The sequence below is a fragment of the Siphonobacter sp. BAB-5405 genome, from assembly GCF_002872335.1.
GTDB lineage: Bacteria > Bacteroidota > Bacteroidia > Cytophagales > Spirosomataceae > Siphonobacter.
Genome location: NZ_NJAG01000011.1, coordinates 246437 through 270697, shown reverse-complemented (window position 1 = coordinate 270697; position 24261 = coordinate 246437). Strand labels below are relative to the sequence as shown.

At 50.0% G+C, this 24261-nt stretch carries 17 protein-coding genes; 6 read left to right on the top strand and 11 right to left on the bottom strand.

The genetic code is table 11. The features are described 5' to 3' along the window. Positions 1–293 precede the first annotated feature (293 nt). The 3 genes from BWI97_RS11210 (at position 294) to BWI97_RS11200 (ending at position 2587) form a co-directional block, all read left to right on the top strand. Positions 294–1067, top strand: a complete 774-nt coding sequence (locus BWI97_RS11210; protein WP_094813275.1) for a phosphosulfolactate synthase — start codon at positions 294–296, stop codon at positions 1065–1067. 34 nt (positions 1068–1101) lie between these two features. Next, positions 1102–1758 carry a VTT domain-containing protein gene (locus tag BWI97_RS11205; RefSeq protein WP_094813273.1) on the top strand — a complete coding sequence of 219 codons (657 nt, stop codon included), beginning with the start codon at positions 1102–1104 and terminating at the stop codon, positions 1756–1758. Between the two features lie 82 nt (positions 1759–1840). Then, positions 1841–2587 carry a shikimate dehydrogenase gene (locus tag BWI97_RS11200; RefSeq protein WP_094813271.1) on the top strand — a complete coding sequence of 249 codons (747 nt, stop codon included), beginning with the start codon at positions 1841–1843 and terminating at the stop codon, positions 2585–2587. A gap of 1 nt (position 2588) precedes the next feature. On the opposite strand, the gene ribD is transcribed toward BWI97_RS11200, so the two are convergent. The 3 genes from ribD to BWI97_RS11185 form a co-directional block, all read right to left on the bottom strand. Continuing rightward, positions 2589–3605: a bifunctional diaminohydroxyphosphoribosylaminopyrimidine deaminase/5-amino-6-(5-phosphoribosylamino)uracil reductase RibD gene (gene ribD, locus BWI97_RS11195; RefSeq protein WP_094813269.1), complete on the bottom strand. Its 1017-nt coding sequence runs from the start codon at positions 3603–3605 to the stop codon at positions 2589–2591. A gap of 109 nt (positions 3606–3714) precedes the next feature. After that, the gene (locus BWI97_RS11190; protein ID WP_094813267.1) at positions 3715–4203 is read right to left on the bottom strand and encodes a hypothetical protein; all 489 of its coding nucleotides are present in this window, start codon (positions 4201–4203) and stop codon (positions 3715–3717) included. 56 nt (positions 4204–4259) lie between these two features. Further along, positions 4260–4817, bottom strand: coding sequence for a hypothetical protein (locus tag BWI97_RS11185; RefSeq protein WP_102201061.1), 558 nt, complete (start codon positions 4815–4817; stop codon positions 4260–4262). A 247-nt stretch (positions 4818–5064) separates the two neighbouring features. On the opposite strand from BWI97_RS11185, the gene mutS reads away from it, so the two are divergent. After that, complete coding sequence (mutS, locus tag BWI97_RS11180; RefSeq protein WP_102201060.1) at positions 5065–7704, top strand: DNA mismatch repair protein MutS; 2640 nt, start codon at positions 5065–5067, stop codon at positions 7702–7704. An 89-nt stretch (positions 7705–7793) separates the two neighbouring features. Here the strand turns inward: mutS and BWI97_RS11175 are convergent, their stop codons facing one another. The 5 genes from BWI97_RS11175 to crtD all read right to left on the bottom strand — a co-directional run bounded on the left by BWI97_RS11175 (position 7794) and on the right by crtD (position 16214). Next, positions 7794–8750, bottom strand: coding sequence for an MBL fold metallo-hydrolase (locus BWI97_RS11175; RefSeq protein ID WP_102201059.1), 957 nt, complete (start codon positions 8748–8750; stop codon positions 7794–7796). A gap of 109 nt (positions 8751–8859) precedes the next feature. Next, positions 8860–9726, bottom strand: a complete 867-nt coding sequence (locus BWI97_RS11170; protein ID WP_102201058.1) for a glycerophosphodiester phosphodiesterase family protein — start codon at positions 9724–9726, stop codon at positions 8860–8862. 229 nt (positions 9727–9955) lie between these two features. Then, on the bottom strand, positions 9956–11524 hold the full coding sequence (odhB, locus tag BWI97_RS11165) for a 2-oxoglutarate dehydrogenase complex dihydrolipoyllysine-residue succinyltransferase (RefSeq protein WP_102201057.1): 1569 nt from the start codon (positions 11522–11524) through the stop codon (positions 9956–9958). A 94-nt stretch (positions 11525–11618) separates the two neighbouring features. After that, entirely contained in the window at positions 11619–14402 is a 2784-nt protein-coding gene (locus BWI97_RS11160) for a 2-oxoglutarate dehydrogenase E1 component (RefSeq protein WP_102201056.1), read from the bottom strand. A gap of 336 nt (positions 14403–14738) precedes the next feature. Next, positions 14739–16214, bottom strand: a complete 1476-nt coding sequence (crtD, locus tag BWI97_RS11155) for a 1-hydroxycarotenoid 3,4-desaturase CrtD (protein ID WP_102201055.1) — start codon at positions 16212–16214, stop codon at positions 14739–14741. A 201-nt stretch (positions 16215–16415) separates the two neighbouring features. Between crtD and BWI97_RS11150 the strand changes: the two genes are divergently transcribed. Beyond that, positions 16416–17678 (top strand): dipeptidase, encoded by a 1263-nt coding sequence (locus BWI97_RS11150; protein ID WP_102201054.1) that lies wholly within the window; start codon positions 16416–16418, stop codon positions 17676–17678. Between the two features lie 237 nt (positions 17679–17915). Here BWI97_RS11150 and BWI97_RS11145 read toward each other — a convergent pair whose 3' ends face one another. From BWI97_RS11145 to BWI97_RS11135, 3 genes are read right to left on the bottom strand one after another with little or no spacing between them, the layout of a single operon-like run. Beyond that, a complete protein-coding gene (locus BWI97_RS11145; RefSeq protein WP_102201053.1) occupies positions 17916–20126 on the bottom strand; it encodes a xanthine dehydrogenase family protein molybdopterin-binding subunit in 2211 nt (736 codons plus the stop codon). A 4-nt stretch (positions 20127–20130) separates the two neighbouring features. Next, positions 20131–21117 carry a xanthine dehydrogenase family protein subunit M gene (locus BWI97_RS11140; protein ID WP_102201052.1) on the bottom strand — a complete coding sequence of 329 codons (987 nt, stop codon included), beginning with the start codon at positions 21115–21117 and terminating at the stop codon, positions 20131–20133. Then, positions 21114–21728, bottom strand: a complete 615-nt coding sequence (locus tag BWI97_RS11135) for a (2Fe-2S)-binding protein (RefSeq protein ID WP_094813249.1) — start codon at positions 21726–21728, stop codon at positions 21114–21116. Before BWI97_RS11135 ends, BWI97_RS11140 begins: the two co-directional genes overlap by 4 nt. A 677-nt stretch (positions 21729–22405) precedes the next feature. Here BWI97_RS11135 and BWI97_RS11130 point away from each other — a divergent pair. Further along, on the top strand, positions 22406–23899 hold the full coding sequence (locus BWI97_RS11130) for a M28 family peptidase (protein ID WP_102201051.1): 1494 nt from the start codon (positions 22406–22408) through the stop codon (positions 23897–23899). Positions 23900–24261 lie beyond the last annotated feature (362 nt).

Genomic DNA, 24261 nt, shown 5'->3' with positions numbered 1-24261 from the left:
AACAGTGTTTAGTAAATAAAACATGTTCGGAAATGATTTTTAATTTCTCGTATTGACTTTAAATTAACTGGCTGATTAATAGAATATTATAGTGCTTTGTGCTAAACAATGTATTCGATCTTGGAAACAATGAGCCGCGAAACGGAAAATAATTCTAAACTTTGAGCAGTCCGAGGCGTTTCCTTCTCGGACCCCCGGAAATCCCCCTATTACCAGAGATTTATTCCGGATTCCTTGTCTAACGGTTGGACTAGGCTACTTTTGCACTTTCTCGTGAAAGCAATCATTGCCGTATGAATTACCATTTAAATCAAATTCCCGAGCGTACCGAGAAGCCCCGGCAGTCTGGATTAACCATGGCTATGGACAAAGGGCTAAGTATCAGACAAGCAGAAGATTTTCTGGATGTTGCTGCCGATCATGTAGACATTGTAAAGCTGGGATGGGCGACGTCTTTCGTAACGCCCAGGCTGAAAGAAAAATTGAAAGTTTACAAGGAAGCTGGTATTCCGGTTTACTTCGGCGGTACTCTTTTTGAAGCGTTCGTTATTCGCGGTCAGTTTGATGATTACCGACGCGTAATCGACGAATTTGGCTTGACGCACGCGGAAGTCTCTGACGGCTCCATTGATATGCCTCAGGATGAGAAACTACAGTACATCAGTACTTTATCGAAACAGGTAACCGTACTTTCGGAAGTAGGATCGAAGGATGAAGCGAAGATCATTCCGCCGTATAAGTGGATTCAACTCATGAACGCCGAACTGGCGGCTGGTGCCTGGAAAGTAATCGGTGAAGCCCGTGAAGGGGGTAACGTCGGTTTATTCCGCTCTTCCGGAGAGGTCCGTCAAGGCCTGGTCGAAGAAATTCTCACGCAGGTTCCCGCCGAGCACATCATCTGGGAAGCTCCCCAAAAGGCTCAGCAGGTATGGTTCGTACAGCTCCTGGGAGCCAACGTGAACCTCGGAAACATTGCTCCCAATGAGGTTATTTCGGTGGAAACCATCCGCTTAGGCCTCCGGGGTGATACCTTCTCCCATTTTCTGAATATGGAAAAAGACTGTTAACTTCCCACCCAAATTCTATCTGTCTCTTCTTTTTATGGAAATTATTAAAGGATTGTTGGATTTCCTCATGCACCTGGATCGTTACCTGGACGTGTGGGTAAATGAGTACGGATTGCTGACCTACGGCATTCTTTTTCTGATCGTTTTCGTGGAAACTGGCTTCATTGTCATGCCTCTGTTGCCCGGCGATTCGCTGCTATTTGCGGCTGGAGCACTGGCGGCCCGCGATACCAATGAGCTTTCAGTAGGGGTAATCATTCCCCTGTTGATTGTGGCGGCTTTGATGGGCGACAACCTCAATTATTTTGTTGGCAAGTACTTCTCCAATTTTATTCGATCGAGGGAACGTATTCTGTTTTTCAAACGCGAATACCTGTACAAAACCGAAGAATACTACGCTAAATACGGTGGACAAACGGTGATTATCGCCCGTTTCGTACCGATCGTTCGGACGATTGCTCCCTTCGTTGCTGGAGCCGGTAGTATGACTTACGGACGGTACATTTTCTTCTGCGTAGCGGGAGCCGTACTTTGGGTAACGAGTATTTCACTACTGGGCTACTTCTTTGGTAACCTGGAATTTGTGAAGAAGAATTTCGAGATTGTTGTTTTCGGAATCATCGGTCTTTCGGTATTACCTATCATTTGGGGAATTCTGAAAGAGAAATTTATGACGAAGAAAACGGTATAAAACCTTTTCAAAAGCAAAGCGTAAAGAATTAGTAGAGGTGTCAAAGCCATTACGATTCTTTACGCTTTTTTACTGATACCCTATGAACCTCTACGCCCTCATCGGCTTTCCGCTCGGACACTCCTTCTCCAAACGTTATTTCACCGAGAAATTTCAACGGGAAGGGCTAGCCGAAACACACGTTTACGAACTATTTGAATTACCCGAAGCGAACGAATTACCGGCTTTAGTAGCTCAGTGGCCGGAACTAAAAGGGCTGAATGTAACCATTCCGCACAAAAAAGCCGTACTGCCCTTCCTGACCGAACTGGACCCGCTGGCCGAACGAATCGGTGCTGTCAATGTCATTAAAGTACAATCCGATGGTACGCTGAAAGGCTATAATTCCGATTACTGGGGCTTTCGCTGGTCGCTTGAACGCTGGGAGCCTTTTCAACAATTGCAACCGAAAAAAGCCCTGATTCTGGGGGATGGCGGAGCCACCAAAGCCGTTCGTATCGCTCTGGAGGATCTGGGCATTACGTACAAAACGGTATCCAGGAAAGAGTCCGATGCGTTTCTGAATTACTCGGATTTGAACGCGGATGTACTGGCTGAGTATTCGCTCCTCATTAACGCCACGCCGCTGGGCACGTACCCGAACGTCGACGCCTGTCCGGACCTGCCGTACGCGTCACTGACCGAACAGAACCTGCTGTACGATCTGGTCTATAATCCCGAAGAAACGCTCTTTATGAAACGCGGAGCTGAACACGGAGCTGCCACGCACAACGGATACCGCATGCTGGAATTACAGGCTGAGAAGTCCTGGGAAATCTGGAATGAATAACTTACAGCGGTGCCCATATACTGAGTTCGTCCGTCAACAGACGATCTTTCTGAAGCAGGGTACCGCAGAAATCCGGGGCGGCCAGACCGGAGCCGAGACGAACCGAACTGCGGAAAATCCGAATTTCATCCCACAGATTCTGTTCGATGAAGGATTGCAACAGGGTAGGGCCGCCCTCGATCACCACACTTTGAATGGACCGCTGCCGTAAATCCTGGATCAGAGTGAGCAAATCCCAGGAATCTGGTATCACCCACCGCGTACGTTCCGTCTGGCGAGTTTCGCGTTGATTATACACCAGCGTTACCTGCGAATCATCCAGAAAATGAAAGGTATCCGGTAGGCTCAATGTCCGATCCAGACCAATCCGAACGGGATTGCGACCCGGCCAGAGGCGAGCATTCAATTGCGGATTATCGGCCTGAAGGGTACGTGTTCCAACCAGAAAAGCGTCTTCTTCTGTCCGCCATTTGTGCAACAGTCGCCGGGAAACGGCATTGGAAATCTGGATCGGCTGGCCTTCGCGTCCGGCCAGATAGCCGTCCGCCGTTTCCGCCCATTTCAGGATTAAAAAGGGGCGGTTCTTTTCAAAATACGTGAAGAAACGGCGATTAATGCGACGACCCTCAGCGGCTAAAACCCCCGTTTCGACCTCAATACCCGCTTCCCGTAATTTCCGGATACCCCGACCCGCCACCAGCGGATTCGGATCATCGTTACAAATCACTACCCGTCGCACGCCTTCACTGACAAGCCGATCGGCACAGGGCGGCGTTTTGCCGTAGTGTGAACAAGGTTCGAGCGTTACATATACGGTCGCTTGCGGGAGTAAGTCCCGTTCGGTAACGTCGTTCAGAGCATTGACTTCCGCGTGAGCCTGTCCATACTGTCGGTGCCAGCCTTCACCGATAATCCGGTTTTCGTGCACAATCACACAACCGACCATGGGGTTCGGTGCCACGGTACCCTGTCCTAGCTGGGCCAGTTCCAGAGCCCGTTGCATGAAAAGTTCGTCCATCAATGCGTGTTTTTCACTAGTCAAAAAGCGAATATACGATCATACGCAAAAGACGCTGATCAAACGAGTTCGTTTCACCAGCGTCTTTCCTAAATTCTGACCTTGTTTATTACTTCAACAGAGCTTCAGCCTGCGTTTTAGCGGCTTTCAGTTCGGTTTGAATCTGCTCGATATTTTTCTTGATTTCTTTCTGAATTTCGACGTGTTGCTCGGGCGTTACATCGGGAGCTTTTTTATGCTCGTGGTGGTGATGGTGTTCCCCTTCGCCATGGCCTTCGTGTTCATGCTCGTGCTTATGTTCCATGCCCGGAACCGTCACCAGGTTTTCTTCCCAGGCTTTGAAGTCCGTTTTTACTTTATCCAGAGCGGCTACAGCCGAAGCAAAGGCTGCCGTGTCTTTCGCGGCGATCTGTTTGTTGGCCAGAGCGGATTGCAGGCTATCCAGTGATTCTACTTCGGGCTCAATACTTTCCATGATTTCATGAGCTTCGTTGTGAATAGCTGCCGCTTCTTTCAGCTGGGGATTTTCCTTTTCCTGACAGGAAAACAGCAGCAAACCGACGAGCAGAGCCGACAGAGGGAGAAAACGTTTGATCATAGCAGGGATTAATTAGACTTCGCAAGATTAGGACAAAAGCAGGAGAAAACCATTCGTTACTGGTAGCTGACTTCCGTCAGTTCCAGGCCCTGATTACGAAGGTCCTGCAGCAACTGGTCTTTATTGATTTTTCGAAAATCGTAACGTAAGGAAATCACTCCCGCCTGTACGGGCTTCAACTGCAGGACCCCATCCACATTTTCCAGACTTTTTTCCAGCATTTGTGGCGTCGTATCGTCCGACAGGGCCAGTGTTACTTTCCGGGCGTTGAACACCCGTTGTACCTGAGCCGTCGCCATTTTCTGGTCATTGGACATCAGCCATTCGTGCGGAATGCTCCAGGCCACTACCGAAAACACTACTAGGAACCAGAAAATCGCCCGTTCGTAGCGTAAACGGGGACTAGGCTGATGCTGTACGTATAAATGATAAAAAGACCAGCTCATTAAGAGTACCTGAAAACCAACTAAGTACCAGCGATAATCCAATACCCAGCTCAGTACCGACGAAGAACCGCTCAGGCCCAGTACTGCTGCCAGCAAAGGCAACAGACAGCACAGCCAGTGAGCAATCACCGTGAGTACGGAAGTGGATGCATATACAATCGATTTCATAGCTTTCTGCAACTTGGTTGCAAAATTACAATTTTCTCGGCGAACAAGTTCCGATTTATCCTAAAAAAATCAGACGAAGCCCACATGGGTGACTTGATTTACAGGAAGGATAATTTCGTCAGGTCTGCCCGCTTGCCTTGTGAACCGACTCCTTCCGGGCGTATCTTTGTCTTCTATCCATTGTTTATTTGGTCAGGAAAAAAGCTTGTTCACGGAGCTTTTTACTGACCCAACGACTGAAGTGACTATGGCTCGTCCATCCAAGGAAGGTGCAGGGAAGCAGGAAAAGGAAACCCCTCTGAATCGGCAGTATAATCAAATCAAAACGCAATACCCGGGAGCCATTCTCCTGTTCCGGGTGGGCGATTTTTACGAAACGTTTGGGGAAGATGCCGTACGGGCCAGTAAGATTCTGGGTATTACGCTCACCAAACGAAACAACGGTACCTCGGGCGAAACGCCCCTGGCGGGTTTTCCCCACCACTCGCTGGATAATTACCTGCCCAAACTGGTACGGGCGGGTGAACGCGTCGCCATCTGCGACCAGCTCGAAGATCCGGCTACGGCCAAAGGTATTGTACGGCGGGGCGTTACAGAGCTAGTGACGCCGGGTGTTTCTTTTAACGACAACGTACTCGACGTTCGGCGAAACAATTACCTGGCAGCCGTGCATTTTCAGAAAGACGTAATCGGCATTTCCTTTCTGGACGTTTCGACGGGTGAATTTCTGACTACGCAGGGCAATGCGGCTTACGTCGAAAAATTACTGCAAAGTTTTAGCCCGGCGGAAATACTCTTTTGTAAAAAAAACCGCTCGGAGTTTCAGGGAATTTTTGGAGAGCAATTCAATACGTATCAACTGGAAGACTGGGCCTTCACGCACGATTTTGCGTATCCCTTACTGACGGCTCATTTTAATACCACGACGCTTAAGGGCTTTGGGGTGGAAAACCTTACCGAAGGAATCGTCGCAGCGGGGGTTATTCTGCACTACCTGGCCGAAACCGAGCACCGCGATGTCGGGCATATTACCCGATTGACACGTCTGGAAGAAGATAAGTACGTTTGGCTGGATCGCTTTACGATTCGCAACCTGGAGCTGGTAACGGCTCAGCAGGAGAACGGCGTACCGCTCATTCAGATTCTCGACCAGACGCTGACGCCGATGGGAGCCCGCATGTTGCGGAAGTGGCTGGTACTACCGCTGAAGGAGTTGAAACCCATTCACGAGCGACTCAATACGGTAGATTTGCTATTGCAGGATACTGAACTGGCCGAAACGCTCGATACGCACCTCCGGCAAATCGGCGATCTGGAGCGGTTGATTTCCAAAGTAGCCGTTCGCCGGATCAATCCCCGGGAAATGCTGGCTCTCAAACGGGCCTTGTCGCACGTCGGACCGATTCGGAATTTTCTGCTCCAGCACAGTGCAACCCAGCCCTTACTGCGGAAGTACGCCGAACAACTGAATACCTGCGAATCGTTGCTCGAAAAGATTGAAACGGAATTACGCGAAGATCCGCCGCTGGTGACCAACCTGGGTAACATGATCAAATCGGGCGTGGATAACGAGCTGGACCAGTTGCATCAGATTGCCTATGCAGGAAAGGATTTTCTGGTGAATATTCAGAACCGGGAGATCACGAATACGGGCATCACCTCGCTGAAAATCGCGTATAATAAAGTGTTTGGGTATTATCTGGAAGTGACGAATGCTCACAAGAATCGCGTACCTGCCGAGTGGATTCGCAAGCAAACGCTCGTCAATGCGGAACGCTACATCACGCCCGAGCTTAAAGAATACGAGGATCAGATTTTGAATGCCGAGGATAAAATCTTCGTCATTGAACAACGCATCTTCAACGAACTGATCCAAACAGCCAGTGAGTACGTAAGTCCCATTCAGCAAAATGCCCGAGTACTGGCGGTGCTGGATGCTTTACTAAGTTTCGCGAAAATTGCTCAAAAGAATAAGTACGCCAAACCGGAAGTAAACGAGGGCAAAGCGATTCGGATTACGGCGGGTCGCCACCCGGTGATCGAACAGCAGTTGCCCCTGGGCGAAAGCTACGTACCGAATGATCTGACGCTGGACGACGAAGAGCAGCAAATCATCATGATTACGGGTCCCAACATGGCGGGGAAATCGGCTTTACTACGACAAACGGCCCTGATCGTGCTGATGGCTCAAATCGGTAGTTTCGTTCCGGCCACGGCCGCTGATATTGGATTGGTCGACAAGGTCTTCACGCGGGTAGGGGCTTCCGATAATCTGAGCCGGGGGGAAAGTACGTTCATGGTGGAAATGACCGAAACGGCGAGTATTCTCAATAACCTCAGCGACCGTAGTCTGGTCCTGATGGATGAAATTGGGCGGGGGACGAGTACCTACGACGGCGTAAGTATTGCCTGGGGGATCACCGAATACCTGCATAGCCTTCCGAATGCCCGACCGAAAACGCTTTTCGCTACGCACTATCACGAACTCAATCAGTTGGCAGAGGATTTTCCACGAATCAAAAACTTCAACGTTTCCGTAAAGGAATCGGGTAATAAAGTGATTTTCCTGCGAAAGCTGAAACCCGGTGGATCGGAGCACAGTTTCGGTATTCACGTAGCTCAGATGGCGGGTATGCCGGGAGCCGTAGTCAATCGGGCCAACGAAATTCTGGCTCACCTTGAACAGGATCACATCAAGGAAAACCATACCGAACGCATGCGGGAAGTACCCAAAGCCATACCAGCGTTTCAGATGAGTTTATTCGGGGCAGAAAAAGATCCGCGTTTCGAAAAAGTGGAAGAGCTACTATCACGGATTGACGTCAACACACTGACGCCGATCGAAGCCCTGTTGAAGCTAAATGAGATCAAGCGATTGATGGAATAAAGTCTGGAAACGAAGTTCAATATCCGTTTTCCTAGTAATAAAAAAGCCCGACGAATTTTCTTCGTCGGGCTTTTTCGTGTTTGATCAAGCTATTTTCGTAAGCGATTCCAGGCCCATAAGCTTAAGCCCGCTACCGCCCCGATGGCCAGACCTTTGGCTACCCAGTACGAAATCGGCGTTGGCATGGAAACAATGCCATTTTCATCCGTATGAGCCGGGTGATTAATGTAGCGACTGGAGCCGGGTAGGGCTCGGGTATCAAATTCGTCGGAAAGCTCCTGTAACTGCGACCGCCACTCTTTACCCCGCAGGGCTTTGCCGTGACCCGTACCTACGGCACTGGGTTTAAGCTGAGCTAGTCGGCGGACGGACTTCTTCGCTGCCCGCCAATCGCAGGTAAAGTAGCTCGGTGGTCCGTGTAATTCCAGTTTCTGCGTAGCTACGGAGAATACTGAATTCTGATTAGTCGTTACGAAAGCATCCCCGGCAATCAGAACTTTATCTTTATCCCGGAATAACGATACGTGTCCGGGAGCGTGACCGGGCGTATGGATGAACCGCCAGTCGGGCAGTTCCTCAATAAAACCATCGTGCGGAATGGGCTGCACGCGACCTGAAATGTCGAGCGGACGCGTCGGGAATAAAAACGAAAGGGCTGCCATCGCACCATTTCCCGCCGCTGGATCTGGTGGTGGGTAGTGTGATTTTCCCGTCAGGAATGGCATTTCCAGCGGATGAGCATACACCGGGATATTTCCCCAAGTTTTTAACAAGTCTTCCAGTGCTCCGGTATGATCGAAGTGACCATGGGTAAGTACGATAGCCTGCGGCGGATTGTCTTTACCAAAACGCGTTTCCGCCTCTTTGATGAGACGACTGGCTGAGTTTGGAATCGCGGCATCGACCAGTACCCAGGGATTACCTTCCCCCGGTTTACCAATCATATACACGTTGACAAACACTACCTTAATACCCGCTACGTCATCGGCTACATCGTATTCCGATCCGTGCGTTTGGGTTTTTTCTTCCAGCAGTTCCTTTTCCATAGGTTGGTTTTTTAGGGCAGCTATCCTGAAAAAGCCATACCAATGAAATAGCCCTAAATAAAATAGCCCGCACGCGGCGGGCTATTTTGAGAAGCTGATTTTCAGCCTACTATTTCTTTTGTAAGGCCTTCGCCATTTCCAGGGGACGGTCGGTGGACATAATATCCGCTCCGTTTTTGGCAAAATTGACGTATACCTGATCGCCTTTGGCCTGTGCCATTTTATCGAGGTTACCCAAGGTTCCTAAAATGCAGGAAATACCTTTTTTGTGCAGAAAAGCGTAATGCTCGGCAGAAGGCTCGCGAGTACCCACAAAGGCTACCATCCGATTGTCAGGAATCCCCAGATCGTGGTGACGATTGTATTCGGCCTCGTTCCGGATGGTTACGGAAATCATCAGACTGGGATCTAATTTGTGGACTTTTGCGGCATCCTGGGCATTATACGTAATGACGACACAGTTGTCTTCCGTATGGGTGCGGTGAATCAGGTCTACCACTTTTTCAAAAGGTACCGTGCGTTTCACGTCCAGCGTATAAATCACTTTGCCTTTCCCCCAGTTCAATACCTGCTCCAGCGTAGGCATCCGGAATTTGGTCGTAGTACCGGCGTTGTCTTTCAGATGTAGACTTTGGGTATAGGCGTACGAAACTGCGTTGAGTTTGCCTTTTCCGGTCGTCGTACGGTCCAGTACGTCGTCGTGTAGCATTACGAGTACGCTGTCCTGTGTTAATCCAATGTCACATTCGATAATCATGGCTGCCTGTTTCGCCAGATACGCAAACGATTCAAGGCAGTTTTCGGGATAACCCGGGTAGTCGCCACCGCCCCGGTGAGCACTGATGAGCGTTGGTTTACCGGCTTCGGGTTTCAGGTACTCGGAAAGCCCCTGTTTGGGTACGCGAAGGTACGTTTTTGGAGCACAGCCCAGCAAAAAAGCCAGACAAAAGGCCAGCAGGCCAAAACGGGTAAGCATGGGAAGTTTACAGTTTGCGGTTTACAGTTTTCAGGATGGCATTTCCGTCGCTGTATTCCAATCAATTGAAAATAGTATTAGCCGTTTTATGTATGATTTACAGAGTTAACCTCTCCGTTACTGTATTAGCATGAACTGAAAACAGTAAACAGTCAACTGACAACTAAAACTGAAATCCCCGCCTCAGGTAAGCCGAAAGCGGGGATTGAGTACTAAGTAGGATAGCGTCCTAAACGTCGAGTAACAGACGAGCGGGATCTTCCAGCAGTTGTTTCACGCGTACCAGGAAGCTTACGGATTCTTTACCGTCGATGATGCGGTGATCGTAGCTCAGGGCGATGTACATCATCGGACGAATTACGATTTCTTTGTTCACCACTACCGGACGCTCGATGATGTTGTGCATCCCGAGAATCGCTACCTGCGGAGCGTTGATGATCGGCGTAGACATCATGGAACCGAATACACCACCATTAGTGATCGTAAACGTACCGCCTGACATATCTTCGATCGTCAGCTTATTGTCACGGGCTTTTACCGCCAGCTCAATAATGCCTTTCTCGATACCGGCGAAGCTCAGCTGATCCGCATTACGCAGAATCGGAACCACCAGACCACGCTCGGTTGATACGGCTACGGAAATATCCACGTAGTCATGGTAAACGATTTCATCGCCATCGATGGAAGCGTTTACGGCCTGGAATTCTTTCAGGGCTACGCAAACGGCTTTCGCAAAGAAGGACATGAAGCCCAAACCAACGCCGTGTTTTTCTTTGAATTTGTCCTTGAACTTCGACCGCAGTTCCATGATCGGCTGCATGTCCACTTCGTTGAACGTAGTCAGCATGGCTGTTTCGTTCTTCACGGCTACCAGTCGGCGAGCGATGGTTTTCCGCAGCGAAGTCATGCGTTGACGACGTTCCGCCCGTCCACCCGTAGTGGCAGGAGCCGCCGCAGGTTGGGCAGCCGCAGCAGCCTTGGGAGCTTCGGCTTTCGCCGCAGGAGTCGGAGCTGAAGTAGCTTTCAGAGCATCCGCTTTGGTGATTTTTCCACCTTCGCCCGATCCCTGAATGTCTTTGGGATTGATGCCTTTGTCCGCCAGAATAGCCGCCGCTACGGGCGTTACGCCACTGGCTTTATCCGCTACCGGGGCCGAAGAGCCACCTGAAGCCGGAGCTGCCGCCGGAGCCGAAGGAGCCGCCGCTGGAGCACCTGCACCTACCGTAATGGTAGCTACCACTGCACCGATTTCAAGCGTAGAGCCGGGTTCGGCGATAATGTGCAGCGTACCTGCCGCTTCCGCGGGCAGTTCGAACGTAGCTTTATCGGATTCCAGTTCGCAGAGGATTTCGTCCATTTTCACGAAATCGCCTTCTTTTTTATTCCAGTTGGCAATGGTAGCCTCGGTAACCGATTCGCCCATTACCGGAATTTTCACTTCAATGGTTTTGGTCTCTTCCGCCTTTGCTTCAGGGGCAGGAGCCGGAGCGGCTTCGGGAGCCTGACCGTTGCTGGAGACGGCCGCCGGAGCTTCTTCTTGAGGAGCTTCGGGAGCTGCACCGTCCGTTGAGATCGAGCAGATGGGTGCTCCGATGGCGAGCGTATCACCTTCTTTCGCCAGGATACGCAGCACACCCGCCGCTTCAGCGGGTAGCTCGAAAGTAGCCTTGTCAGACTCTAACTCGCATAATACCTCATCCATCTTTACCGTATCGCCATCTTTTTTATTCCAGGTGGCGATGGTAACCTCGGTGACGGATTCCCCCACGACGGGGACTTTCATTTCGATGATTGCCATGATTGGGTACTTCCCAGGAGGGAGGATTCGTTCGGTTTTATAATCAAATGGCCGAATTCAGGCTAAACGCCACCTGAATTCGGCTTTTTATTGGTTAAGCAAAGGCTTCCTGAATGAGGGCTGCCTGTTCTTCACTGTGTGTTTTGAGGAACCCGGTGGCCGGTGAAGCGGACGTTTTACGCGAAATTACTTCCATACCAACGCCACAACCAAATTCACGTAAGATAAACGACCAGTAGCCCATGTTTTTGGGTTCTTCCTGTACCCAGTACACTTTCGCTTTGGCGTATTTGCCCAGTTCCTGTTGAATCTGTTTTAGTGGTAGCGGGTGCAGTTGTTCAACCCGAACAATCGCTACGTCTTTCCGCTGATCTTTCTGCTGTTTGTCGAGTAAGTCGTAATATACTTTACCCGTACACAACAGGACTTTCTTGACCTCTTTCGGATTCACGTACGAATCGCCAATCACTTCCCGGAAGCCACCTTTCGTCAGATCTTCAAGCGGGGATACGTTAAGCGGATGACGCAGCATGGATTTGGGAGACATGATGACCAGCGGTTTCCGGAAATCCCAAGTCAGCTGACGCCGCATGAGGTGGAAAATGTTGGCGGGTGTCGTCACGTTGGCTACCACCATGTTGTAATCCCCGCACAACTGCAGGAAGCGTTCGGGACGGGCGTTCGAGTGCTCCGGACCCTGACCTTCGTAGCCGTGGGGCAGTAACATCACCAGACCGTTTTGCAGACCCCATTTCGATTCGCAGGAGCTGACAAACTGGTCAATAATGATTTGAGCCCCGTTGGCAAAGTCACCAAACTGAGCTTCCCAGATCACCAAAGCGTGAGCGTTGGCCATGGAGTAACCAAACTCAAAGCCGAGCACACCGTATTCCGAAAGAAGGGAGTTGAAGATTTGCATCTGCTCCTGACCTTCTTCGATGTGGTCAATCTGCGTATAGGTCTTGTTATTCTCGGCGTCGTGCAGAACCGCATGACGGTGGCTAAAAGTGCCCCGTTGTACGTCCTGACCCGTCATCCGTACCGTTTTGCCTTCCATCAGCAACGAACCGTAGGCCATCAGCTCAGCCGTGGCCCAGTTCACCTGACCGTTTTCTTCCAGTAATTTCTTCCGGTCGGAAATCAGTTTGTCGATCTGCTTGAGCGGTTTAAAACCTTCAGGCAGCGTCGTCAGGGCTTTGAAAATTTTATCCAGATTCTCGCGGGAAACGCTCGTATCGGGCGATTGTTCGAAATCTTCCGCCGAACCATAACGCAGGGCTTTCCAGTCCTCGTCGAGTTTGAGCGGATGGAACACGGGAGCTTCGGCCTGCTTTACGCCATCCAGACGATCCTGTAGGAATTGCTTGAATTCGGCTTCCATGCCCTTGGCCAGCTTGGCATCTACTTTACCACGGCTAACCAGTTGCTCGTTATAGAGTTCGAGTACGTTCTTGTGCAGTTTGATCTGCGAGTACATCGTCGGTTGGGTGAACGCCGGTTCATCCGATTCATTGTGTCCCCAGCGACGGTAGCAAAGCATATTGATGAATACGTCCTGATTGAATTCCTGACGGTATTCAACGGCCATTTTCGATACGAACATCACGGCTTCCGGATCGTCCCCGTTCACGTGGAATACGGGAGCGTCGATGATTTTGGCAATGTCCGTACAGTAAATCGCCGAACGACCTTCCGCCGCATCCGTCGTAAAACCAATCTGGTTGTTAATGACGAAGTGAATGGTACCCCCCGTTTTGTAGGCGGGAAGTTTCGCCATTTGCGTCACTTCATACACAATACCCTGACCCGCTACGGCGGCATCGCCGTGAATCAGGATGGGCATAACCTTGTCGTAATCGCCTTCGAAAATTCCGTCGGCCCGGCTGCGTACGAAACCTTCCACCACGGGGTTTACCGTTTCCAGGTGCGAAGGGTTTGGAGCCAGTTTCAGGCTTACTTCCGTTCCTTTGGGCGTTACGTGGGTGCTTGAATAACCCAGGTGATATTTTACGTCTCCACCAAAGTTAATATCGTTGGGGAGGTTGTCTTCCAGTTCAGGTACCTGTCCTACGAAACCGCTGATGATTTCATCGTAGGATTTATGCATGATGTTTACCAGCACGTTCAGACGGCCCCGGTGAGCCATCCCGATCATCACTTCTTTCACGCCCATATCGGCAGAGGTATTGATGATCGTATCCAGGGAAGAAATCGTTGCTTCGCCACCTTCCAGCGAGAAGCGTTTCTGACCCAGGAATTTGGTGTGCAGGAATTGCTCGAACGTAACGGCTTCGTTGAGCTTCTTCAGAATGCGTTCTTTTTCTTCTTTCGTCGGATCGAATACCAGAGCGGCTTTCTCAATCTGATTCCGCAGCCACTCTTTTTCTTCCATGTTCCGTACGTACATGTACTCGAAACCAATGTTGCCCGCGTAGATTTTCTCCAGAGCGGCCATGATTTCGCGTAAGGTAGCCGAACGACCAAGCAAGAAGTGACCGGCTTCGAAAACCGTATCCAGATCTTTCTCGGAAAGTTTGTAATCTTCCAGCGTCAGGCGGGCCTCTACGTTACGATCGTAACCCAGCGGATTCGTTTTCGCCAGCAAGTGACCGCGTGAACGGTACGCTTTGATCAAACTCAGTACCGAGCCTTCTTTCGCAATAAGGCCCGCATCGGCTGGTTTAGCCTGACCATTAGAAGTTCCGTTGGAAGAAACGCCATTGGTGGCTCCTTTTTCACCGTAAATGACGGAAAAATCGTAGCCTTTAAAGAAGTTTTGCCAGCTCGTATCGACACTGGAAGGGTCCTGTTGGTATTTATCGTACAAGTCGGAAATGTAATCCACGTCCGCATTGGCGATATATGAATATTGGTCCATATCTGAAAACTGCTCGAATAATTGGGCAAAGGTAGGGGATGCAAAAGACTGAGAAGGAAAATAATCTCAAATTTCCTTAAAATTTCCGCCAAAAAGGTATAGCTTGAAAAAACACACATTTGTCGCGAGCTCTAAAGCAAGCTTTAGCAGCTTTAAACGACGGGCTAAGGATACGGTTGCATGGGTTGGTGGTTTGATGATTCAGTGCAGTCAAAGCATTGGTTAAGAAGTCAAAGCCTTTCGTCAACGGGAATTTACCGCCGGGAAAAGCCTTTGGTTCTGTAACGTTATACAAATGATTTTGTTCAATAATTGTTGAATAAGCCCCGGTACTTTCTAGCGACCGGTTTCGGGAACCATTCCGGCGACAATACGGGCTGAAAATAAACACAACGGAATTCCGCCGCCCGGATGTACGCTACCGCCCACGAAATACAAATTTTTGATACGGGACGAAAAATTGGGGTGCCGCAAAAAGGCCGCAAACCGATTATTAGACGACGTTCCGTAGAGGGCTCCCTGATAGGAAGAGGTACGAAGTTCAATACTTCGGGGATCCAGTACCGATTCACTCTCAATCATTGGTTCTACGTCTACCCCCAAACTGCGACTTATTTTAGCCAGTACTTCCTGTCGGGTCTGGGCAATGATGGTGTCCCAGTCCTGCCCCTCGTTGGCGGGAGCGTTGATAAGTACAAACCAGTTTTCACCGCCTGCGGGGGCGTCATCCTTCTTGATTTTCGAGCTGATGTGCAGGTATACCGTGGGGTCGTAGTAAATAGTTTTATACTGAAACTGGTGCTCGAATTCGGCCTTGTAATCGTTCGAAAAGAAAATATTATGTACGCCCAGTTCCGCAAATTCCCGCCGTACGCCCCAGTAGAAGATCAGACCTGAGCCCGAACGGGGTTGTTGCAACGTACGTTCCGGGGCTTTCTCGGTGGGGAGCAATTTCCGGTACGTGGGCGTAATGTCCATGTTCGAGACAACTATACTACACGGGATTTCCTGACCCTGCACCACCACACCGACGGCTTTGCCATCGCGTACCTGAATGCGTTCCACTTTAGACTGGTACCGAAACTGAACCCCTTTTCGCTCAGCCAGAGCGACCAGACTTTCGGTGATACTGACCATCCCTTTTTCCGGAAAGTACGCTCCGATGTTGTACTCCAGGTGCGGAATCATGTTGAGCAACGCGGGCGTCTGATACGGATCGGAGCCATTATAGGTGGCGTAGCGGTTGAAGAGTTGTACCACTTTCGCCTGTTGGAAACGTTGCTCATTCGCCTGATTCATGGTACCTAAAACCCCCAGTCGCGGAAAATTCAGGTAGCCTCGCAAGGCCTTCCGACTGAGCCAGGTGGACGCTTTATGCAGGGAATCTTTCAGGAAAAGCTGCTCCGTAACGTCGTACTGAAAGGCACTGTGCTGAAGGAAATTACGAACATGAGCCGCTGGTTCGCCGAGGGTTTGTTCCACTTCCTGAGCAAACTGGTCCGAATTCGCCGAGGCCGTCAGCCGCGTGCCATCATCCCAGAAGTAATGACAGATGTCGGGCAGGCGTTCGTAGGTAAAATGCTCCCTGGGATCTTCGCCCGCCAGTATAAAAAGTTCCTCGACTAGTTGAGGCATCGTGAAAAGCGAAGGCCCCGCATCGAAGCGATACCCTTTTTCTTCAAAAGCCGACAACTTGCCGCCGGGATACGTATTTGCCTCAAATACGGTAACGGGATAGCCCTTCACGGCTAAACGTATAGCGGTGGCAATACCGCCGATGCCCGCTCCGATAACGGCTGCCGTTTGGTTCATGAATTCCTACTGTTTTTGAATACGTAAGCAGAAAACGGGGGGAATGTTTAAAAAAGAATGATCGCGGCTCTTCGCAAACTTATCGCAGTTGTTTTTCTTATGATCGCTATCATATATATGGTGATAAGGGTATTTGGCGAAATATTTATACCTTTAGTGAACGGTACTTCCCAATTTTAGTAAACCTTTTTATTGACGGATATGAAAAAAATTTTCCTCGCTTTACCCTTGATTGGTTTAAGCCAACTGGTATCAGCACAACAGGATGCCAAGCTGATTGAAAAAGCCAAGAAAATTCACGCCAAGGTGTTCACGCTGGATACCCACGCCGATACGCCGATGCGGATGGTCGGAAAAGGCTTTGACATTTCGAAAGATAATACGCCCGCACCCGGAACGGCTACGGGATTTGACTCCAAGATTGACTTTCCCCGCATGAAAAAAGGGGGCGTAGACGGGATTTTCTTCGCCGTGTATCAGGGACAGGGGCCGCGTACGCCCGAGGCCAACGCCAGGGTTCAGCAAATGGCGATGACGATTCTGGATTCGATGTACGCTCAGATTAACCGACATCCGGAAATGGGCAAAATTGTAACGACCCAGGAAGAGGCGATGGCTCAGGAAAAAGCGGGCAAACGGTCGATTTTTATTGGCATGGAAAATGGCTATCAGATCGGAAACGATCTGTCGCTGCTTCAGAAGTTTTACGATCGCGGCGTACGGTACATGACGCTTTCTCACTCGGCGAATAACGATATCTGCGACTCATCGACGGATCCCAAAGGACCGGAATTCAACGGCCTGAGTCCCTTCGGTGAAAAAGTAGTGACGGAAATGAATCGTCTTGGGATGATTATCGATATTTCGCACGTATCCGACAGTACGGTGTGGGATTTAATCAAACTGTCAAAAGCTCCCATCGTTGCTACGCACTCCGATGCTTGGTCGGTACTCAACCATCCCCGAAACCTAAACGATGACTTACTACGGGCCGTTGCCAAAAAAGGCGGTGTCGTACAGTTGAACTTGCTGAGTAGCTATATTAAGGAAGCTCCGAAAAATCCCGAACGCGAGGCGGCCACGGCTGAAATCCGTAAGAAGTATACGGCGGGTGGAGCCATGACGGATGAGCAGATGAAAGCCATGCGGATGGAAATGCGGGAACTGAACAAGAAATACCCTGTACCGTTGGCTACAGTGAAAGATGCAATCGATCACCTCGACCATTTTGTGAAAATCATGGGCGTGGATCACGTGGGCATCGGTGGCGATTACGATGGCGGTGGGTACCTGGCTGATTGTTTCGACATTTCTGAATACGAAAACCTGACGATTGAAATGGTTCGTCGCGGCTACAGCGAAAAGGACCTGAAGAAAATCTGGGGCGATAACTTTTTCCGGGTGATGAAGGACGTCAAGAAAGTAGGCGAGAAAATCCGGAGCGGCGACATGGCTATGCGATAAAACCAGCATTTCAACCCACAAAATATAGAACGTCCCTGACTCCTACAGTCAGGGACGTTTTTGTTACAGGTAAGTATCGCCTAATGGTTTATAGATTCGTAGCGGATGCCACGAATAACAGGTTCGCTCTCTAACCGGATTGTTTATTACCTAGTAGCTTGGTTATAACCTCCTAGTTAATGTGCCACTAACAACAAACAACACTCAACCAACAACTACAAAAACCAGCAGCTAAACCTAAATCAACTTATCCGGCGTAATCGGTAATTCCCGAATCCGTTTTCCGGTGGCGTTGTATACCGCATTGGCAATGGCTGGAGCCATCCCAATAATGGCGATTTCGCCCAGTCCTTTGGCTCCCATGGGGTTGATGTAGGGATCTTTTTTATCGACAAACAAGACATCAATATCGGGAATGTCGGCATTGACGGGTACGTGATAATTAGCCAGATCGTTGTTGATATACCGTCCGTAGCGATGGTCAATCACGGCTTCTTCCTGTAAAGCCATGCCGATACCACCCACGGCTCCGCCCATCATCTGGCTGCTGGCCGTTTTGTGATTCACAATCGTACCCGCATCTGCCACGGCTACGGCGTGTTTTACCCGGACTACGCCTGTCGTGGGGTGGACATGAACTTTCACAAAATGTACGGAGAAGGAATACATAGCAAATTTCTTCCCTTCTTCGCCCGGTTTCGCCTCCTTGGTTACTTCCAGCATCGGCAGATTATTCCGCTTTAGAATTTCCGTGTAAGCAATACTGGCCGAGCGATCGGTAGGGGAGCGAACGCGGCCTTCTTCGTAAACCAGCGTATCAACTTTGGCTTTTTTCAAAGCATTGCCCGAAAGTTCCACCAGTTGCTGACGCAAAGCCATACAGGCTTCGTGTACCGCCGAACCTACCGAGGCCACCGTCGCCGAACCGCCCTGAATAGGAGCATAGGGAAAGGCTGTTTCACCCAATTCAAACTTGATTTGATCGGCGGGCATACCCATCACTTCAGCGGCAATCTGTACCATGGCCGTACCCGTTCCCGGACCAATATCACTGGCCGCACTTTGGATGAGCAAGGTACCATCCGCTTTGAGCTGAGCCCGGGCCGTTGCCTCGCGTCGGTGGGCTCCGAACGTACCCGTTGCCATCCCGTATCCTATCCACATGCCGTTTTCTTTTTTGCTGCGTGGTTCTTTCGGACGGTTCGACCAGCCAATTTTATCGGCTCCCAATTGATAGGCCTCCCGAACGTGGTTACTCGACCAGGGTAAATCCTGCTCGGGGTCTTTTTCGGGATAGTTTTTCATCCGTAAGTCAATCGGGTCCATATTCAGGGCGTACGACAATTCATCAATGGCCGATTCCAAAGCAAAAGCTCCCGTCGCTTCGCCGGGTCCACGCATGGGGATCGGCGTACAAATGTCAAGCGGTACAACCCGATAGGTCGTGTTAACGTTGGGTGAACGATACAGAAACCGCGTCATGCCCACCGTCGCTTCGGTAAACTCTTCGTAGTTACTGTTCTGAACATTGGCCCAGTGGGAAATGCCGACAAACTTTCCGTCTTTATTGGCTCCAATCCCTACTTTTTGATGCGTATGCGGTCGGTAACCCGCGATGGTAAACATCTGATCCCGCGTGATCACCAGTTTGACGGGACGCTGTACTTTCTGAGCCGCCAGTATCGTAGCAATTTCGTGCGGCCATACCCGCAGCGACATCCCGAAGGCTCCCCCCACAAACTGCGAGTGAACGGATACATTTTCTTTCGGAATCTTGAACGTATCGGCAATGACCTGCTGGGTCATCTTCACACCCTGCGTCTTTGCGTACACGGTGATTTTGTCCGGACCTTCCCACTGAGCCAGAATACCGTGTAATTCCATCGGATTATGTACCTCCGTAGGCTGGATGTACTCGGCTTCAATCTTAACCGGGGCCGTTTGATACGCGTCTTTCTTGCCCCGCTGATAATCCTGCAGGGACTTGCTTTTGGGCGTAATCCCTTTATCCAGATTGCTTTTGAGCTCAGTCTGGTGCGAAGACTTTTCGTACTGAGCGGTCACCAGCGAGGCCGCGTAGGTAGCTCGTTCAAAGGTATTCGCTACGACCATCGCGATGGGCTGTCCGTTGAAGTAGACTTTGTTATCGTGGAAGGCTTTCATTCCGGGACCGCGTCCGGAAGAGGTTTTGCTTGGTTCGTCCGTTTGGTACGCGGGTGTTTTCGGAGCGTTCAGGTAGGAAAGAACCGCCAGTACACCCGGAGCACTTTCGGCCTTTTTCGTATCCAGACTTTTAATGGTGCCTTTGGTAATCGTGCTCGGAACCAGTACCCCGTAGACCAGATTGGGTACTTCAAATTCGGCGAAATATTTGGCGGCCCCCGTCACTTTCAGCTGAGCATCGACGCGACTCATGCGTCCGCCAATTCGTTCATCTTTATTTTTCATGAGCTTATGCGGTTAGGCCAGCGGCCATTTTCAAAGCTTCTACAATTGTATTAGGAGCGAGCTTGAGTTTGAAGGCATTGTACTCAAACGCCCGGGCTCCGGCCATCGCCTGCTGAGCAGCCTGTTGAAACGTAGCTTCGGATACGGTTTTGCCCACCAAAGCCTTTTCCACTTCCTGCAAACGCCAGGGTTTATGAGCCACGCCACCCATCGCCAATCGGGCCGACTTAATGGTTTTACCCTCCAGCTCCAACGCCGCCGCTACGGAGACCAACGCAAAGGCGTACGAAGCCCGATCGCGTACTTTCAGATAATGAGCGTGTTGCGTATAGGGCGAATCCGGCAGGGTTACGGCTACAATTAATTCATCTTTTCCCAGCGTATTGTCTTTTTCGGGACGATCGCCGGGCAAGCGATGAAATTCGGTGAAGGGAATGGTGCGTTCGCCTTTGGGACCTTGTACGACTACCGCAGCGTCGAGGGCTACCAACGCTACGCACATGTCACTGGGGTGGACGGCAATGCAGTGTTCGCTCGTACCGAAAATGGCATGCATGCGATTATAGCCTTCCTTGGCTCCGCAACCCGTTCCCGGCTGCCGTTTATTGCAGGGCATTTCGGTATCGTAAAAATAGCCGCAACGCGTACGCTGGAGCATATTGCCACCCACCGTAGCCTTATTCCGTAATTGGGCCGAAGCCCCGGCATTGAGGGCCTGAGCCAGTAGCGGCCACTTTTCCAGGATCAGCTTGTCATCGGCTACCTGACTATTAAGGGACATGGCTCCGATGCGAACGCCATTGGCTACTTTTTCAATTTTATTTAGCGGTAAACGACTGATGTCGATGAGTTTATCCGGGGCCGTTACGCCCCGTTTCATCAAATCCACCAGATTGGTACCTCCGGCGATGAACTGAGCGGAAGGGTCTTTGGCTAATGCTTCGAGAGCCGACTTAGCCGTATTGGCCCGGACGTATTGAAAGGCTTTCATACCGTTTGTCCTCCTTTCTTCACGTCCATAATGGCATCGACAATATTGGGATAGGCTCCGCACCGGCAGATGTTCCCACTCATGTACTCCCGGATTTCGTCTTCGGAATTCGCGTGTCCTTCGCGGATACATGCCACCGCCGACATAATCTGACCGGGCGTGCAGTAACCGCATTGAAAACCGTCGTGTTTGACGAAAGCCTCCTGCATGGGATGCAGGGTATCGCCTTTGGCCAGTCCTTCAATGGTCGTGATTTTCTTTCCTTCTTCGGTGACTGCCAGGGTCAGGCAGGAATTAATTCGCTGGCCGTCGGAATGTACGGTACAGGCTCCGCACTGGCCGTAATCGCAACCTTTTTTGGTACCCGTCAGGTGCAGTTGCTCGCGTAAAAGGTCGAGTAAGGTCGTACGCGGTTCCACGTTCAGCGTATGCTTGACCCCATTGATTTCCAGTTTCAGTGGTACTTTTTCAAAAGGAGCCGCAATTTTTTCATCCCAATTCGGGTCCTTGATCGCCTTTTCGGGGGATAGCACCAAAGCCGACAACACCGACGATTGCTTCAGAAAATCGCGGCGGGCTTCGTTTTCAATAGTCTTTTTGCTCGTTTTCATGAAGTTCTAAAAATGAAGTGTGCTTTTTAGAGGTGCTCTGTTTATTTAAATCGGGTTTCGCCCCGTAAACACGGCTGACTGCTAGACTATAAACACCCTTATGAACTGCTTATCAAAAATTTTGCTCTTTTAAAGCTTCGTTATCCACCTGGACCGAATTTGGTTCTCTTTACTGACTGGCTAGTAGCCCGTAAGCCTTCCAGGCTGGACCTCTCCACGACTAACGACAGCTTGCTCTGGGCCACCGCTGTTTACGGGCGGGAGGGATTTTCATCTTTTATTAATAGTTGTTGGTGTGGTTAGAAGACAGTCGAACACCTGCATGGAGGACATAAAACCGAACCCCGTCTTATCGCGATATGGACTAAATGACCAGCTTTCTCAGCGGGACGAAACAGGTCTTCGTTTAATGCAATACTTCCAATCACAAAATGAAAAGGCTCTTCTTATGAAATCAATACTTTATTCAAATCCTATTCATACAGATTAAAAAACTCTGCCATTCAGAAATTATCGGGCTATTTTCGAAGAATAGCCTTTTCAATCCTAGAGAAAACCAAGCAAAATGAATCATAGATGCCTTGACAGCACTTCATTTTAACCTTTGATCGCTTTTTGCAATAAAAACCTGCGTTTTTCGCTTACTTTAAGGGTTTGATTTCCATTCTATTCACTTCATGAAAAAACTGCTTACGTTGTTGGCTTTGAGTCCGCTGGCTTTCGCTCAGGCTCAGAATCCAACGAAATTCGCCGAGACCATCAAGGCGGAAGATCTTAAAAAACACCTCTCGTACCTGGCTTCCGACGAACTGGAAGGTCGCGGTACCGGAACGCCCGGTCAGCACAAAGCGGCTGAATACATTGCCAACCACTTTAAGAGTCTGGGTTTAAAGGGTATTGGTCCCGGTGGGAGCTACCTACAACCCGTTGAGCTGGTTGAACTGGGTTGGGGTGATGTGTACCTGAAGACCCCCAGCGGTACGAAAGAATTACTGAAAGATTTCTACGTAACGGGGTCGGGGAATTTCTCCAAAGAAGAGACCCTGGATATCGTACTGGTCGGTTACGGAACGGATGAAGACCTGAATGGGCTAAACCTGGATGGCAAAGCCGCGTTGTTACTCGCCGCCGAGCCCCGTAACGCCGAAGCCATGCGTAAGAAAATGGCCGTGCTAAAGGAAAAAGGAGTGCGTTGTGTGCTGACCATTGCTCCGGGTGCCGATGAACAAACGGATAAACTTTACGGTCGGATGCGGGCATACTCACCCCGGATGAATCGTCTGACGTTCAAGGATGAAAAACGTCCGGAATCTACCTTATTGTCCGTACAGGTGAAGCAGGGACTGGCGAAGGAAATGCTGGGTCTTGATGATACACAACTGGCGGATCTGATGGCTGGGAAGACGAAACCTGCTGATCTCAAGAAAACCCTGACCTTGAAAGCCGAAGAGAAGCAGACGCCTATCGAAACGTCAAACGTCGTTGGTTTTCTGGAAGGTACCGACAAGAAAAACGAAGTACTCGTGGTGACGGCTCACTACGATCACATCGGCATTTCGCCCGATGGGCAGATCAACAACGGAGCCAATGACGACGGTTCGGGTACGGTTGGCGTGATGGAATTGGCCGAGGCCTTCTCTAAAGCGGCTAAAGCGGGCAATCGTCCGCGTCGCAGCATTTTGTTCATGACCGTAACGGGTGAAGAAAAAGGGCTGCTGGGCTCGGAATACTATGTAAACCACCCGCTGATTCCGCTGGAAAACACCATTGCCGATTTGAACATTGACATGATTGGCCGGGTGGACAAAGCCCACGAAGGCAAGCCGGATTATATCTACGTGATTGGCTCCGATAAGCTGTCTTCGGAACTGCACGCTATCAATGAAGAAGCGAACAAGAAGTACATCAAGATGGATCTGGACTACACGTTCAACGATCCGAAGGATGTAAACCGTTTCTACTACCGCTCGGACCACTACAACTTCGCGGCTAAGAAAATCCCCATTATTTTCTACTTCAACGGTGTCCACGATGACTACCACCGCCCGACGGATGACGTGGAAAAAATCCAATTCGACAAGGCTGAGAAAACGGCCCGTCTGGTCTTCTATACAGCCTGGGAACTGGTGAATCGGGACAAGCGTATTGTCGTTGATTCCAATAAACCGTAAGGTTTTTAGTAACCCAAAGAAGCCCTGGTTACCACTGGTAACCGGGGCTTTTGCTTTGTAAACACTTGATGGTTAGGAAATGATAAAAAAGGGGCGATAAGTAAAAGAATAGAGAAAGTGATACTCGAAAAGGCCATGTTTTAGTAAGAAATCCTAAAACGTGGAAATAGTTTTAACAGGAAATGCTAGAGGTATGACAGAAAAGTAGGTTGAAGGCGAACCAGCAAAAGGCTAGTTGTCTTTGCTGCGACATGGACAAAACTCAAAGAAAAAGAGAAAAAAAGCAATACCTACAAATGGGTAAGTTGCGTCTCAGGAATCGAAAAGTAACAGAAGGGAAACGGATGAGAGTGCCTTTTTTT